This is a genomic window from Bradyrhizobium sp. ERR14, from assembly GCF_014198235.1.
In the GTDB taxonomy this organism is placed as follows: Bacteria; Pseudomonadota; Alphaproteobacteria; order Rhizobiales; family Xanthobacteraceae; genus Bradyrhizobium.
The window spans coordinates 313,644-327,376 of record NZ_JACIHD010000001.1 but is presented as its reverse complement, the minus strand read 5'-3'; the positions used below and the strand labels follow the sequence as shown (position 1 = coordinate 327,376).

The following is a 13,733-nucleotide window of genomic DNA, read 5'->3' as shown; positions in this document are numbered from 1 at the left end:
GTCTACCGGATCTGGTTGATGAGGTCGGTGCCGCGAACGACGATGCGTTCGCCCTCGTTGAGGCCGACCGCCACAATCACGTGGGCCGCGTCGACCGGCAGCACGCGAACGGGCTTCGGCTCGAAGCGCTCGGGTCCGGAGTGCTGCCAGACGATATTCTCGCCGTTACCGCTCCGAACGACGGCATTGCGCGGAAAGAGCAGGCCCGTTACGGGTGCGCCGGTCTGGACCATCACATTGAGCGGCTGACCGATATTGAGGCCCGTTGGCGGCTCGGGCATCGCAAACTGAACGACGGATGCGTGTTGGCGCAGGGCCCGGCTCGTTCCAACGAAGGTCAGCGCAATCTGCTGCCCATTCGGGGCCATCGCCGTTGCAGCTTCCGGCTGCTTCAAACCGATATCGTCATAGGCCAATGCCTCGACCCAAAGGCTCCTTGGGTCCGCGATCTGAAACAGGATGTCTTGCGGCTGAATGACCTGGCCCGGCACGACCTTGGCGGAGGTGATGATGCCGTCGGTTGATGCCCGCAGCTCCTCGAAGCCGGTGCGGGAATTTCGGACCGTTTCGCGGCGCGCCCGCAGACCCTCCAATTCACTTTCGAGGTCGTTGACCTGCCCTTGCGGTACCGCGCCGCGTTCGGCCAACGGCCTCAGCCGTCGCAGCTTGTTTTCCGTGACCGCCATCAACTGTTCGATCTCACCCACCTTCTCGAGGATCGTCGTGCGGTCTGCGACCGGCAGATGCGGCTCGATCTGGATGAGCAGATCGCCCTTGCGAACGGTCTGTCCAATGCGAGGTATGCCTCCATTGCTCGGAACGACGCGGCCCCCGTAGACGCTCTGCACGATGCTGCTCCGGTTGGGGTCGGCCATGACGCGGCCGATCAGCGTGACCGCGGGATGAATCGTCTGCGGCTCGGCTGCGGCGGTCCGTACATCGAGTAACCGCTGCGTCGGCTTGGCCGCGAAGACGGTGCCGTCTTGCAGGCGCCGCGGCGCATCGCTCAGTGCGGGAGCATCCGGCGGATTCGGTGGCGTTGGGTTCGTCCGGCCCTCGCCGAACATGATGGCAGCCAGAACGACGAAAGCCCCTGCCATCGCGGCGGAAATGGAAGCGGCCATGCTGCGGCCACGTCGCCTCCAATAGGCGAAGAGAAGGCCGAGACCCAAGGCAGCTAGCGCGGAGGCAGCGATGGCAGTTCGGCTTGAGAAAAGCCAGCCACGCTCATGCTTCTGTTGCGGGAGTCGGGCATCGCCGGCACGCGTCCGTATGAAGGAGTCGACCAGCAGATCATTCCCCTTCCTGGCGCTAACCGAGAAGATGACATCAACCGATCCAGGCGGTGTGCCATTCGGGATCGTCGCCGTGTAGATACCCTCTCCGTTGCTTGGAGCCTCGATTGGGGCGGAATCGCCGATCGTGACTTGCAAGCCAGCATCCGAAACCGGTTCGTTCGTAACTGCATCGTCAATGAAAACGGAAAGCTTGCCGTCTTTCACGATGCCGACGATCTCATAAAGCTCGGAGCGCGCGACAACCCTCGGATAGGCTGATGAGACAGCCGCCGGTTTGTCAGCATCGCCGTGATCGTGCCCCTCATGGGCAAAGGCGCCTGATAGACCAAAGAACAGGCTTGCCAACCAGCCAAGACCAGCCAGCCAAAGAGTTGTTGGCCGCCCTTTCGGGCAGCGCTGATTCATGAACATGGAAAGATCCTTCAGACATGCAAAAGGCGGCGGCCGAGGGCCGCCGGGATCACGCGATGCTGAAGGTACTTGGTGGCCGGATGAGTGCCTCGGGACTTACCCCGATAATGACCCGCGCAACCGGCAGTTCGACAGCGCCGAGCACTTCAAAGGAACCGAGCAGGTCGATGAACTGCGGTGAGGCGATGGAGGTGCCAAACATGTCCCAAACCACGCCTGGAGCGCCCTCGTCGTCGTGATCGGGCCCATCATGAACGTGGCCTTCGGCGTCGTCACCGCCATGGGAATGCACATGGCCCGCCAGCTGATCGTGAAAATGCAGGGAACCACTTAACGTGACCGAAGGTGCAGGCATCGCGCCAACGGCCGCCTGCACCTGCGAAACCGAGATCAGGGTCACCTGAATCACAAAGGCCCATATCGCCACGAACATGGCCGTTCTGGCGAGTTGACGAAGTCGTTGGACAACACCGTGCTGCACGGCAAAGACCTAGGCCATCCGCGCCGCGATTTCAAGGCGACGGTGCGCGCGCATCGTCCATCGGCGAGAGCTTGCCGGCGTCTCGGTCCATCATCTCTCGGCTCAATCCGAGGCCGCCAGCGCCGCGTGCGGCCAGAAGCGGCCTCGAACATCACTCGGCCGATTTGTCTTGCTTGTGCCGGAAGGGATCGGCGCTGTCATCGTGACCGCTGCGGCTGCTGAAGAACATCAGCGCCATCAGTCCGCATCCGATCAGCAAGGAGAAAAATGTGCCAAGGCCTAGCGCGATCCAGCCGTGCCTGCCGATCTCGACCCCGCTGCTGGCATTCCATACCGAAACGGCCCAGACACCGGTCAAGATCAGGATCATGGCCAAAACGGCGAGCAGGAGGATCTGGCCCTTGCTGATGCGTTCCATAGTCACGCCTCCTGGTGCTTGGCGGACCAACAAGCTGCGCCGGAGGCCGTTCCTCGACCGTCGAGAGCAATTACCGTTTCAGGCATCGGTCGCGGATGGCCCAAAGGCGTTCTGGTGACTCCCCTTTCGTATTTTTTACGCATCAACGGCGCCACCATGTCGGCATGGGCCAGTCTCGATCGTCCTCCGGTGGACACTGCTCGGAAGGGCCGTGTATGGACCCGTGCACGTGAAGTGATGTCATCACCTCAAGCCGTCAAAACGAACCTGGAGCAATGCCCATGAGAATTACCGTCGAGACCAACGTAGCCGCCCCCGTCGATCAGGTCTGGCGTGCCTATACGACACCTGCCGACATCGTGAAGTGGAACGCCGCCTCCGACGACTGGCATACGACCAGGGCTACGGTTGACCTGCGTGACGGCGGCGCCTTCTCGTCGCGCATGGAAGCCAAGGACGGCAGCATGGGTTTCGACTTCGCCGGCACCTACACGAAGATCGTTGAACACAAGCGGATCGAATACGCGTTCGGCGATCGAAAGGCCGAAGTCGAGTTCGTGCCCGGCCCAAAAGCCGTTGTCGTCCGCGTCGTCTTCGACAGCGAACCGACGCACTCGGTCGAGCAGCAGCAAAGCGGTTGGCAGGCGATCCTCGACAGCTTCGCGCGATATGTGGAGGCAAAGCAGAATAAGTCGTGACGTCGTGTGTAGGCAGGAGAAGGCGGCCCTGACGGGCGTGGTCGGATTTCCGCGGAGCACCTGACGGAAATTTAGTCCGCTTAGGGTCGCTTGCCGACATCCGACAGACGGCGACCGAGGTCAGCCACGGGCCAAAACCGGACATCAACAGGACGATGCCAAGGTCATGGCAGCTTGTCGGCGGTCAATCAATCCAGCCAATGATGCCAAGAAACCAACCACCAAAGAAAGAGGTGATAAGCAGGAGAAGCATGAGGAGATAGTCCGTTTCGAGGGGACCGGATTCTTGCCAGCCTCGAACATGGTGAAGTCCGAGCAGCCCCAGTGCGCAAGTTCCTGCGCACATAGCGGGCCACATCGCCGCACGCCGCTGCTGACGGTCGAGCCGTCCCTGAAGGTTTCGTGGTAGAGATCCAGCTCGACGGTACGCCACTGCGGCACTCAAGACGACCACCATCAGGCAAGCAGTGAGGAAGTACATGGCCACAATCCTTTGCTCCCTAGTTTGTGCTGGCTAGGTCCTAGAGAAGGGCTTGCCGAGCAGATCGAAGTTTATCGATTGCGATATTGGTTCCCTAACTGGGCGCGATGCGCACGAAGTCTGCTGAGGGTCAAAAGCTGCCGTGGCGCACCATGTTGCGATTGGTCCGCTGAGGGTCAAAGCGGAAGTCGCCACTGCTCGGTCGTCGCAGCCCCGCGAGCGCTGGCTGCGACGATCTTTCGGGCAGCCCAAATTTCCGCAATCCTCCGTATCGGCGAATATCAATCCCCGACTCTGGAAGCGCGGATGATCATGCCGGTATCAGGTCGATAATGCGCATGATCGCGACAGTTGAGCCGACATTCTCGAGATCTTCGCCGATGCCTTTCTTGCAAGTCCAAACATCACCCTTCTTCGCAACAAATTCCATGCCGTCGGTTTGTTTCACCCGGAGTTCGCCCTCGGGTACGTGGCAAACCATGTCATTGGGCATGGACGGGTTGGAAGTCTTCGCACCTGGCTGATAAACGACATCGCGCATTGAGACTGTTTTGTAGCCCGGGATCATCGACCCGCGTTTACCCCAAGGTTGGATGCTTACGCCTTGTGGTGGCTTAGTTTGTGCGGAGGCTGATGTTCCCGCCGCGAGCACCGCAGCGGTTGCAAAACCCAGTGATAGCGCTGATCTTCTGTTGATCTTCGTCATCGCTGCTCCTTTGGGCGTTTCGGCCCGCAGGCCTATCCTTAGGGCCTTGGTGTGCAAACTACACTGGATGTTCAGCCGAAGCGCAACCAAAGACTTGCAGGCGGGTGGCTAGCGCAAATTAATGCCCGTTTTGGGTCAGAAGCTGCCATCACGCAACATGCCGAGATTGGTCAGCTAAGGGCCAACAGCGGAAGTCGCGCTCATTCGATCATCTCGTTGCGCAGATAAGTCCTTGGCTCAGATTTCATTTCGGCAGCCCGGGGCAATGTGCCAGCACGCCGGTTGATGGAAACTCGGCGCAGCGGAGTTGATACCGCACGGGATCACCACAGTGGTACCCTGACCTTCCGCCGCCACTGTGGGGCCAAGTCGCTCGGGCGGGGGTCGCACGGTGGTCGGCGCACGAGACGGAAAGGTCCACTCCGGCGGCCTGCCTGTGACTGCGTCCGTATAGGCAAATCGCGGAGCGACGCTCCGACGTCGGCTTTCGGGGAGCACACGCGTCATGGATGAAATCCTGCGTTGGGTGGCGACAGTCGGCACGATCGGCGCCGGGCTGATCCTAGCTGCCCGGGCGCGGCCACTCATTACCGGCTGGGCCTTCGTCGTACTGAGCGGTGCATCGGTGATCTGGATCGTCGTCGGCTATCTAACGGCGGAATATGCGCTGATGGTGCAAAACGTGGTGGTGACACTTATCAACGTGTTCGGCGTCTACCGATGGCTGATCTGGAAAGGAAATGTATGAAAGCGCTCTGCCTGCGCGCTCTGCCGCCCTCGCGCGCACAGGTCAAGCTTAGCTCGGCGGCCTCTGTCCGGTCTTACTTCACGTCCATTGGGAGATTTGCGGGTTAGCGCCAATAACCTACCAGCGCGCGCCACTCGAATATGAGGACTATGCTGCCGACCAGCACGGTCCCGACCCCGAACATTATCAAAATCATTTGGAGCATCGAAACACCGCGTGCTCTGTCAATGCCGCTAAGTATCAAATTGGACGGTTTTCCCGAAACCTTTACTTGGGTGGCTGCAAGCCCGGCGAGGTCAACCAATCGCTTAGATGCGCGCCGGTCTCAGCAATCCTGACTCGCTTAAGCAAGCCCTCACGTTCCGCACCAGCGGGCAAGTGGCTGGCCCGCTCTTTGAGCTTAATGGCCTGTTCGGCCATTCGTTCTTCAAGGGAGCGGGTTTGCTTCACTCTTTTGCGGCGATCTCCCATGGCGCGGCTCCTCGAAAAGTTTCCGACCACTCCAAACTGGAAAAGGTAAGATCGGTTCCCCTACCGGGTAAGCCTAGTCCATCGGATATACAAATTGAGAACGCCAGTAAGTCCGATATGGGTCAGAAGCGGCCTAAGCAGGCGTCGTCGTGAAGGTCAGCTACGGGCTAAAATCGGACTCATGCATCGCAGCAAATACCATCTCTATTCGATCACCTCATCGGCACGAACGAGTAACGAGGGGCGGCACAGTGAGGTCGAGCGCTTTGGCCGTTTTCATGTTGATGACTAGCTCGAACTTGGTCGGCTGCTCTACCGGCAGATCGGCAGGCTTGGTGCCCTTGAGGATCTTATCGACGTAGCCGCCTGCACGGCGGAATAGATCGGCTATATCGGGGCCGTAGACGACCAATCCGCCATCGGCGAATTGTCGGAAGAAGTAAATCGCGGGCAAATGGTACTCCGCCGCGAGCCCGACAACTCGTGTGGCTTGGCGAATGGTCAGAATGTCGCCAAAAACAATCATTGCATCGGCGCGCTGGGCAGCTGCTGAAGCAAAGGCGGTGTCGAGTTCCTCGGTCTTAGTCGCCTCGACTATAGACAGAGCGACCCCGCGCTTCCGGGCTGTGCTTGGTACCTCCTCAGCTAACAGCAGCCTGTGCATTGGGTTGTCGCGATTGACTAAGAGCGGCGGATGTCTCGACAGGTCAGCTTTGGTGTCAAAAGCGAATATGACGGCCCAATCGCTTTAGCAGCCTCAGCGGCGCTGAATCTGGAAGATTGACCTAAACCACTCAACTGAAGGCCGCACCAGCAGCCATCCTCGCAACCCAAGAGCCTTCTTGCAGGCGAGAAACCACCACCGCCGCGTTCGTTGAACGCTCGGATCGATACTCACCGCAAGCTTAGAAAGGCGTGCTGAGCTTTCCATCGCTCCTTCATTGAAGGCGGCGCTTGCGCAGCCGATCGCTTCAAGAGCCGACATGTGGATCAACCAGGCACGAAGATCATCAGCGTTCGTCAACCTGGCGGCGCAACTATTCAGGAAGTGATCTATCGCCGCCTTGCGTTGGAGCAGGTCTAGCTCCCGCGAAGGCTCGCTTGACATATTGGCCGAGTGCGATCGATACACAGCTTGATCAGCAGCAATGACCCCCACGTCGCCATGTGCGGCGAGCCGTAACCACATCTCCATGTCAGAGGCGTAGGGCAAGTCAGCCAAATACCCGCCTACTCTTTTCTGCAGGCTCGTGCGGACCACTACGGTGGGTGACAGCACGATATTTCTTGCGCCGCTAAGCGCAATGAAATCAAGTCCGGACAAAACGTGGGTTCTGGATCCCACTCCTGTTCTATGGCGCGAACGCTCCCCCCGTTGATCCACGACAACCGCGCCTCCGAAGGTGAAAGCGACAGAAGGATGATCGTCCATCAGATCCGCCGATCTGTTGAGGGCACCGGGCAGCAGGTAATCGTCCGCAGACAACAAAAGCATGTAGTTGGCCTTCACCCAGGCGATGCCTTCGTTGGCGGTAGCGATGAGACCTTGATTCGAGGTGTGCCTGCGGTAATTGACGCGGAGATCGGAGCCAACCAACTCTTTCGCAACTTCCGCAGTATTGTCGGGCGACGCATCATCGATGATGAGCACGCGCAATTCGGGACCGGATTGCGTCAAAACGCTCTCGACGCACTCTCGCAGGAAGTGCCCGTACCGGAAGCAGGGAACAACGACGTCTACGGAGCTCATTTTGTCGGATTCCACCGACTTACAAAAAGCGTCGAGATCTATCTGTTCAACAAAATACGGATTGAATGGGTTCCTGCCGGCTTCCATGGCCGGTAGTTCATCGGCTCCCTTCAACGCTGCCGATCAAATCCGCTCCTTAACTCCCCGAGTCCGCAACGGGTCAAAAGCTGCGCTCGGCAGTCAGCATGACCTTGGTCAGGTCATCTCTGGGAAGCGGACATCGCCGCGCTCTGGGCTGAGGTCGCCCACGGGCCAATCACGTCGATTTGGACCGCTCTAGGCAAGTCCGATCTACCCTTCAAAGGCGACATGAGGCGACAGGCGGATTCAGTCGCATCCGCAAACGTCGAACTATTGGCCCCGGCTGCCCATCACCTTGGGTCAGTTCGGGCGCAGCTTCGGGGGCATCGTAGCCAAAGTGGATGATGACCTTGCTTTCGCCGAAAGGTGGTGGTGAAGCTGGGTTATGTGATGGGGATCCTGCGCGAGCGGGCGTGACTCGCTCGCATCACGCTGTGAAGCATGAACGCTGCTAGCGGCCACTTCAATTCGTCGTGGTCTTGCCGCCGCGCATGGACACGAGCTTTTCCTCACGAAATCGGAGAATGAGCCATGCGGTCTCATCGAAACCGTCTGCGAGCTTTCCGTGGTGAGAATACACCATCTGAGCAGCTTTCGACTTCGACGGCGGTCCCAGCGCCGTGACTACCTCCGAACGCGACATGCCTAAATGCAGCTTGCCGTCGAAGACGAGGGGCGCGAACCTTTCCGGGATGATGGCGCAATCGGTCGAGGTTTCGGCGTCTTTCTCGGTGTGCTCTTCAACGATCTCTGTGACGAGATGGTCCGGGCCGCCTATCTCTCCGCTGGATACGACCCATAATCGATGCTGCGCGCGCCTATAACACAGCCAATAGATGCTACCTCCAGCGTCTCCCTGGTGTTGGATGGTCCCTTCGCCCACGGCTTCGCGAACCGCGCCGAGCCGCGTCTCCTCGAAGCGGCCGGCGAATGCGCCTAGCGAAAAGCGGGTCGCCAATCTCTTCACGACCGTCGGCGGCACGCGCTCGAACGCATGTTCGTCGAACGGCGGCGGCGGTGTCTGCGCGGAGCAGTCGTTCGCGGGGATCGCGAAAAGGAGAAGCAGCAAGAGAAGCGTCTTTCGACCATCAACTCCGAATTGCCTTACATTGGAGGTTGAGCGCTTCTCCATAGCTCGATTGCTCATCATTTTGTGCTCAGAGCTTTCTTCATTCGCCTGATCGCTTCTGGGGCGTCGGAAGCGGCCGGGGATAGCCTCTCGCTAGTTCCCCGAACCCTCTTCCGACCCTTGGTCGGGATCACAATTCAAATGGTTCATACACGAACTCGGTCAGCTTCCGGTCCGGGTGACTTGCTGAGCTCGCCGGGCCGACGCGTGAGGGCTGCTTCAGCGCAGCAACCGGACTCCGCCCTTGCGAGCACTAGTCCTTAAGCCCTTCTCATCAGCCTCAGCGAGGCCGCAAGGCGCAGACTGCGCTTGCCGGCGAGTGCGATGCCTTCGAGCTCACCGCTGTCCTCGTTGCAGGTCCCGGAGAAGCCGATCCCGACCTCATAGCCGCCGAACACGGGGTTCTCGCCTTTGGCCGGCGTGTGCTCCTGGTTGAGCATCTCTCCCTTCCAGCGGCCGTCTGCCGAAGAGTAAGAGCCGAGATAGTAGAAGAACGCATCGCCGCCGAGGATGCGGCCGTCGATCAGCAGCATCACGCCGGAGAGCCCAGCATCGACGCCGTCGAGCGCGCGCAGACCCATCCCGTAAAGCCCGTTGGCGATGCCGCCCTGCCCGATCGTGCCGCGTGGCGGCAGCGCCCCGTCATCGAGCCGCGTCAGGTTGGCCCAGAAGCCGGCGCCCGGCATGGTGTCCGCGCCGCCCGTAAGACGGATCTGGTTGCCGTGCAGCCGGCCGCGTGCGCCGATCCTGGCGACGTCGGCGCCCATCAGCGGCTTGTAATGGGGATCGTCGTTATGCCGTTCGGTGATCACCTCGGCGATGATCTCGCCATCGCGCTCGGCATAGGTGCCGAGATGCGCGAACGCCGAATTGCCGCCCAGCATCTTGCCGTCATGCAGGCACATGATGCTGCGCCCGAACGCATCGTTGACGCCGTATTCAACCTTGTAGAGTCCGTCCAGCAACGCAATGAACCCGTAAAATCGGAAAAGAATCGCGGGCTACCTAGCATTGCCGCCGCCGCTCGGCCATCCGGCTTTTCCGCGCAGGGCCTTGCGGAACCTCCGCGACCGCGATGCCACCATGCCCCCGATTTGCCCGACGGGTCAATCATCATTTCGCTTAATCCGCAAGCGAACGATTTCATTGATCTGTTATTTCAAAGGCTTGGCTACTGTGCATGGGGTTGTTTTCGCGTTTCTTGGTTGCCGCTGGGCTCATCAGGCGTCAGTGACGCTTGAAATACTGCACCTCGCGCTCGTGTTTCTCGGCGGCCGCGCGGCTCCGGAAGGTCCCGAGGTTACGACGCTTGCCGGTCTTCGGATTCACCTTGCGTGAATAGAGGCGGTATTCGCCGGATGCCAGTTTGCGGATCATGATCGCGCTCCGTTGTGTCTTGAGATCAACGGCGTCCACGCGGTTGAGGTTCCGTCGCGTGCGGCTCTGCTCAGAAGCACAGCGTGGTGACGAGCTTGCCCTGCTTGTCCTTGATCGCATAGGGGCAGCGCAGCCGCTCCAGCGCCTTCTTGGCGTCCTCGTCGCCGAGCGCGGTGGCGCGCTCGTAATAGGCCTTGGCGGCGTCCTTGTCCTTTGCGCCGCCGCGGCCGCCTTCCGCGAAGGCCCCCATCCGCTCCAGCGCGCCGGGATGGTTTTGCGCCGCCGCCTTCTCGAACAGCCCACGCGCCGCGACGTCGTCCTTCGCGCCGCCCGTGCCTTCGGAGAGCATCAGGCCGAGCTGGTACTGCGCCTCCGCATTGGTCTCGGCAGCCTTGCCGAGCAGCGCGCGCGCCTGCGCGGGATCGGCCGGCGCGGCGCCACCTGCGCCGCCGAGCGCAGCGAGGTTGCTGACGCCGCGGGGATTGCCTGATTGCGCCGCCTTCTCGAACAGTTTTCGCGCCTGCGCCTCGTCCTTGGCGATGCCGGAGCCGGTGCCATAGGCAACACCGAGCTCGACCATGGCCGCGCTTGATCCCTTGTCGGCGGCCTTGCGCCAGGCGGCGATCGCCTCCGCCGTCTGCCGGTTGGCGGCGTAGGCGCGGCCGAGCGCGAACATCGCACGGCGCGAGGACGGCGCGGCCTGCTTGCAGAACCTGATCGCCGTCGCGACGTCGGAGGCAGCGACCTCCGCGACGCCCCTCACGTCAGCCGGCTTGTCGGGGTCGCTGGGATCGGCCGCGACCCGGTCGCACAACACGAGATCGGCCGATTGCGCGCGCGCTGCCAAGGGCGCAGCGAGCATCAGGACGATGGCAAGGAGACAAGTCCGCATGGTCGTCACGTTGCGTCCCCGCCTCGGCAAATTCAAGGCTCGAGTCCCGATTGGCTCAGGACGGGTACGACCTCGGGCGATGCCAGATAGCGCAGCAGCCGGTCCGCGGCCTCGGCATGCTTCGCCCCTGCCATGCGGCCGGCGGAGAACACCGCCGGTGTCTGCAGCTCGTGCGGGATCGGACCAACCACCTCGATGCCGCTAACCTGCTTCAGCTCGCTGATCTGCTGCACAGCGAGGTCGGCCTCGCCGCTGACGAGACGCTCTGCCGTAAACCCCTGCTCGACGATGGTCGCCTTGGCGTTGATCTCGGCTGCGATCCCCATCCGCACGATCAGCTGGGCGAAGTAGACACCGCTCGCGCCCAGCCGCGAATAGGCGATGGACCGCGCTGCGAGCAGCGTCCTGCGCAGCGCCGCTTCGCTTCCGATATCGGGATGCGCCTGCCCTGCCCGCACGGCAATGCCGACATAGGAGCGCGCCAAATCGGCCGCGCTCCCGGCGAGCACGTGGCCCTCCGCGATCACCTCGTCCAGCCCTTCGCGCGTGAGGATCACGAGATCGGCGGCCTCGCCGTCGCGCAGGCGCTTCAGCAAAGCGAGGGTCGGCGCGAAGTCGGCGTCGATACGGACGCCGGTTGCGGCCTCATACGCGGACGACAGGCTGCGCATCGCGCCCATCAGGCCGAGCGTCGAGAGCATGCGAAGGTTTTTCATGAGCGATTTCCGTCGCGATCAGGCGCGATGCATCAGCTTGAGCGCCGCAGTCAGGCGCAGGCTGCGCTTGCCGGCAAGCGCGGTCGCCTCCAGTACCGCCTCTTCCGCGTCGTAGCGGCCCGAGAAGCCGATACCGACCTCGTGGCCGCCGAAGATCGGGTCGTCCTTGGCCGGCGTGTGCTCCTGGTTGAGAATCTGGCCCTTCCAGCGCCCGTTCGCGGCGGTGTAGCTGCCGAGATAGTAGAATGCCGCATCGCCGCCGAGGATGCAGCCCCGGTTCAGCAGCATCACGCCGGTGAGGCCGCCATCGAGACCGTCGAGCATCCGCAGATGGATGGAGTAGAGGCCGTCGGCGATGCCGGCTTCGCCGATGCCGCCGGCGATCGGCACCTCGTCTTCCGTGATCGGCGTCATCACCGACTGGAAGGGAATGCCGGGCAACTCCTTCAGTTCGCCCTTGAAGCGATAGAGATCGCCATCCGCCCAGCCCTTGGCGAGCAAGGTCGCATCATCGGTGCCCGCCATGGCGCGATAGTTCGGATCGGGGTTATGGCGGACGGTGCTGATCACGACGTCGACGCCGCTGTCGGTCTTCTCGTAGGTGCCGATATGGGCGAAGGCCGAATTGCCGCCGAGCATCTTGCCGTTGCCGGCATGCATCACGCTCCGGCCGACGGCGTCGCCGAGCTGAAATTTCACCTTGTAGAAGCCTTCAAACACCAGCCGTCCCCGGCCCTGCGCGCATCCTGTGGGCACTCTATCTCGCTTTGGGCCGACATGGACAGGCTTCACGCAACGCAACCCTGCTGCATCGCGGGAATGGCTGTCATCAAGATGCTAAAAATCCGCCGGCGCCTTTCAGCTCCGGCGGATTGAAAGCCAACCCGGGCCAGCCCCCCAGCCCGGGCCGGGAGGATCTTAGGCTGCGGCCTTCTTGTCGGCCGGCACGGAGGCGATCGTCTTCAGGATCTGCGAAGCGATCTGGTATGGGTCGCCTTGCGAATTCGGACGACGGTCTTCCAGATAGCCCTTGTAGCCGTTGTTGACGAAGGAGTGCGGCACGCGGATCGAAGCGCCGCGGTCGGCAACGCCGTAGCTGAACTTGTTCCACGGCGCGGTCTCGTGCTTGCCGGTCAGACGCTTGTCGTTGTCCGGGCCGTAGACGGCGATGTGGTCCATCAGGTTCTTGTCGAAGGCGGCCATCAGGGCCTCGAAATACTCCTTGCCGCCGACCGTGCGCATGTACTCGGTCGAGAAGTTGGCGTGCATGCCGGAGCCGTTCCAGTCGGTGTCGCCGAGCGGCTTGCAGTGGAATTCGATGTCGATGCCGTACTTCTCGGTGAGGCGCAGCATCAGATAGCGGGCCATCCACATCTGGTCAGCGGCGGTCTTGGAGCCCTTGCCGAAGATCTGGAATTCCCACTGGCCCTTGGCGACTTCCGCGTTGATGCCTTCATGGTTGATGCCGGCAGCGAGGCAAAGGTCGAGATGCTCTTCGACGATCTTGCGGGCGACGTCGCCGACGTTCGAGAAGCCGACGCCGGTGTAGTACGGGCCCTGCGGCGCCGGATAACCCGAGGTCGGGAAGCCGAGCGGACGGCCGTCCTTGTAGAAGAAGTATTCCTGCTCGAAGCCGAACCAGGCGCCGGCATCGTCGAGAATGGTGGCGCGCTTGTTGGAGGCGTGCGGGGTCTTGCCATCGGGCATCATGACTTCGCACATCACGAGCACGCCGTTGGTGCGCGCAGCGTCCGGGAAGACGGCGACCGGCTTCAGCACGCAATCGGAGCTGTGGCCTTCGGCCTGCTGGGTGGAGGAGCCATCGAAGCCCCAGAGCGGAAGCTGCTCGAGCGTCGGGAACGACGCGAATTCCTTGATCTGAGTTTTGCCGCGCAGGTTCGGAGTCGGCGTATATCCGTCGAGCCAGATGTACTCGAGCTTATACTTGGTCATTGAGCCTCTCTGTAGATGATGCGAAAGGTTGGGGGCCTGGCGGCCCCCGAACGTTTTGTACCCGGCCATCATCGGCCGGCCCCTTACAAGCATTTAACGTGCCAAAAGGCCGCAGCGCGGGAG

General features: G+C 61.6%; 17 protein-coding genes. 2 read left to right on the top strand and 15 right to left on the bottom strand.

What is annotated here, in order from left to right; translation table 11 throughout:
- Window positions 1-2 precede the first annotated feature (2 nt).
- The 3 genes from GGD62_RS01620 to GGD62_RS01610 all read right to left on the bottom strand — a co-directional run bounded on the left by GGD62_RS01620 (window position 3) and on the right by GGD62_RS01610 (window position 2,608).
- On the bottom strand, window positions 3-1,709 hold the full coding sequence (locus GGD62_RS01620) for an HlyD family efflux transporter periplasmic adaptor subunit (RefSeq protein ID WP_246799971.1): 1,707 nt from the start codon (window positions 1,707-1,709) through the stop codon (window positions 3-5).
- A gap of 49 nt (window positions 1,710-1,758) precedes the next feature.
- Complete coding sequence (locus GGD62_RS01615; RefSeq protein WP_183234094.1) at window positions 1,759-2,142, bottom strand: hypothetical protein; 384 nt, start codon at window positions 2,140-2,142, stop codon at window positions 1,759-1,761.
- 199 nt (window positions 2,143-2,341) lie between these two features.
- Window positions 2,342-2,608, bottom strand: a complete 267-nt coding sequence (locus tag GGD62_RS01610) for a hypothetical protein (protein ID WP_018317469.1) — start codon at window positions 2,606-2,608, stop codon at window positions 2,342-2,344.
- Between the two features lie 281 nt (window positions 2,609-2,889).
- Here GGD62_RS01610 and GGD62_RS01605 point away from each other — a divergent pair, with 281 nt between their 5' ends.
- Window positions 2,890-3,306: an SRPBCC family protein gene (locus tag GGD62_RS01605; RefSeq protein ID WP_183706885.1), complete on the top strand. Its 417-nt coding sequence runs from the start codon at window positions 2,890-2,892 to the stop codon at window positions 3,304-3,306.
- Between the two features lie 184 nt (window positions 3,307-3,490).
- Here GGD62_RS01605 and GGD62_RS01600 read toward each other — a convergent pair whose 3' ends face one another.
- Together GGD62_RS01600 and GGD62_RS01595 are read right to left on the bottom strand one after the other, a co-directional pair.
- Window positions 3,491-3,787 (bottom strand): hypothetical protein, encoded by a 297-nt coding sequence (locus tag GGD62_RS01600; protein ID WP_183706884.1) that lies wholly within the window; start codon window positions 3,785-3,787, stop codon window positions 3,491-3,493.
- Window positions 3,788-4,097: 310 nt separating this feature from the next.
- Window positions 4,098-4,493: a cupin domain-containing protein gene (locus GGD62_RS01595; RefSeq protein WP_183706883.1), complete on the bottom strand. Its 396-nt coding sequence runs from the start codon at window positions 4,491-4,493 to the stop codon at window positions 4,098-4,100.
- A gap of 505 nt (window positions 4,494-4,998) precedes the next feature.
- Here GGD62_RS01595 and GGD62_RS01590 point away from each other — a divergent pair.
- Complete coding sequence (locus GGD62_RS01590; RefSeq protein ID WP_051056887.1) at window positions 4,999-5,241, top strand: hypothetical protein; 243 nt, start codon at window positions 4,999-5,001, stop codon at window positions 5,239-5,241.
- A gap of 267 nt (window positions 5,242-5,508) precedes the next feature.
- Here GGD62_RS01590 and GGD62_RS01585 read toward each other — a convergent pair whose 3' ends face one another.
- From GGD62_RS01585 to GGD62_RS01540, 10 genes are all read right to left on the bottom strand, one after another.
- The gene (locus GGD62_RS01585; protein WP_183706882.1) at window positions 5,509-5,712 is read right to left on the bottom strand and encodes a hypothetical protein; all 204 of its coding nucleotides are present in this window, start codon (window positions 5,710-5,712) and stop codon (window positions 5,509-5,511) included.
- 217 nt (window positions 5,713-5,929) lie between these two features.
- A complete protein-coding gene (locus GGD62_RS01580; protein ID WP_246799970.1) occupies window positions 5,930-6,376 on the bottom strand; it encodes an ABC transporter substrate binding protein in 447 nt (148 codons plus the stop codon).
- 93 nt (window positions 6,377-6,469) lie between these two features.
- Complete coding sequence (locus GGD62_RS01575) at window positions 6,470-7,576, bottom strand: glycosyltransferase (RefSeq protein WP_409333927.1); 1,107 nt, start codon at window positions 7,574-7,576, stop codon at window positions 6,470-6,472.
- Window positions 7,577-8,006: 430 nt separating this feature from the next.
- Window positions 8,007-8,612 (bottom strand): hypothetical protein, encoded by a 606-nt coding sequence (locus GGD62_RS01570; RefSeq protein WP_183706881.1) that lies wholly within the window; start codon window positions 8,610-8,612, stop codon window positions 8,007-8,009.
- 320 nt (window positions 8,613-8,932) lie between these two features.
- The gene (locus GGD62_RS01565; protein ID WP_018317477.1) at window positions 8,933-9,637 is read right to left on the bottom strand and encodes a hypothetical protein; all 705 of its coding nucleotides are present in this window, start codon (window positions 9,635-9,637) and stop codon (window positions 8,933-8,935) included.
- A 262-nt stretch (window positions 9,638-9,899) separates the two neighbouring features.
- The gene (locus tag GGD62_RS01560) at window positions 9,900-10,049 is read right to left on the bottom strand and encodes a hypothetical protein (protein WP_007591825.1); all 150 of its coding nucleotides are present in this window, start codon (window positions 10,047-10,049) and stop codon (window positions 9,900-9,902) included.
- Window positions 10,050-10,119: 70 nt separating this feature from the next.
- Entirely contained in the window at window positions 10,120-10,941 is an 822-nt protein-coding gene (locus tag GGD62_RS01555; RefSeq protein ID WP_183706880.1) for a tetratricopeptide repeat protein, read from the bottom strand.
- A 32-nt stretch (window positions 10,942-10,973) separates the two neighbouring features.
- On the bottom strand, window positions 10,974-11,657 hold the full coding sequence (locus tag GGD62_RS01550; RefSeq protein ID WP_183706879.1) for a substrate-binding domain-containing protein: 684 nt from the start codon (window positions 11,655-11,657) through the stop codon (window positions 10,974-10,976).
- Window positions 11,658-11,675: 18 nt separating this feature from the next.
- Window positions 11,676-12,377 (bottom strand): GrlR family regulatory protein, encoded by a 702-nt coding sequence (locus GGD62_RS01545; RefSeq protein WP_183707569.1) that lies wholly within the window; start codon window positions 12,375-12,377, stop codon window positions 11,676-11,678.
- 198 nt (window positions 12,378-12,575) lie between these two features.
- Entirely contained in the window at window positions 12,576-13,610 is a 1,035-nt protein-coding gene (locus GGD62_RS01540; RefSeq protein WP_018317482.1) for a glutamine synthetase beta-grasp domain-containing protein, read from the bottom strand.
- Between the last annotated feature and the right edge of the window lie 123 nt (window positions 13,611-13,733).

What these genes read in the sequence shown, in the direction of transcription:
- GGD62_RS01620 (WP_246799971.1), bottom strand. Translation starts at nt 1,709, where the DNA reads ATGTTCATGAATCAGCGCTGCCCGAAAGGGCGGCCAACAACTCTTTGG.
- GGD62_RS01615 (WP_183234094.1), bottom strand. Translation starts at nt 2,142, where the DNA reads ATGTTCGTGGCGATATGGGCCTTTGTGATTCAGGTGACCCTGATCTCG.
- GGD62_RS01610 (WP_018317469.1), bottom strand. Translation starts at nt 2,608, where the DNA reads ATGGAACGCATCAGCAAGGGCCAGATCCTCCTGCTCGCCGTTTTGGCC.
- GGD62_RS01605 (WP_183706885.1), top strand. Translation starts at nt 2,890, where the DNA reads ATGAGAATTACCGTCGAGACCAACGTAGCCGCCCCCGTCGATCAGGTC.
- GGD62_RS01600 (WP_183706884.1), bottom strand. Translation starts at nt 3,787, where the DNA reads ATGTACTTCCTCACTGCTTGCCTGATGGTGGTCGTCTTGAGTGCCGCA.
- GGD62_RS01595 (WP_183706883.1), bottom strand. Translation starts at nt 4,493, where the DNA reads ATGACGAAGATCAACAGAAGATCAGCGCTATCACTGGGTTTTGCAACC.
- GGD62_RS01590 (WP_051056887.1), top strand. Translation starts at nt 4,999, where the DNA reads ATGGATGAAATCCTGCGTTGGGTGGCGACAGTCGGCACGATCGGCGCC.
- GGD62_RS01585 (WP_183706882.1), bottom strand. Translation starts at nt 5,712, where the DNA reads ATGGGAGATCGCCGCAAAAGAGTGAAGCAAACCCGCTCCCTTGAAGAA.
- GGD62_RS01580 (WP_246799970.1), bottom strand. Translation starts at nt 6,376, where the DNA reads ATGCACAGGCTGCTGTTAGCTGAGGAGGTACCAAGCACAGCCCGGAAG.
- GGD62_RS01560 (WP_007591825.1), bottom strand. Translation starts at nt 10,049, where the DNA reads ATGATCCGCAAACTGGCATCCGGCGAATACCGCCTCTATTCACGCAAG.
- GGD62_RS01555 (WP_183706880.1), bottom strand. Translation starts at nt 10,941, where the DNA reads ATGCGGACTTGTCTCCTTGCCATCGTCCTGATGCTCGCTGCGCCCTTG.
- GGD62_RS01550 (WP_183706879.1), bottom strand. Translation starts at nt 11,657, where the DNA reads ATGAAAAACCTTCGCATGCTCTCGACGCTCGGCCTGATGGGCGCGATG.
- GGD62_RS01540 (WP_018317482.1), bottom strand. Translation starts at nt 13,610, where the DNA reads ATGACCAAGTATAAGCTCGAGTACATCTGGCTCGACGGATATACGCCG.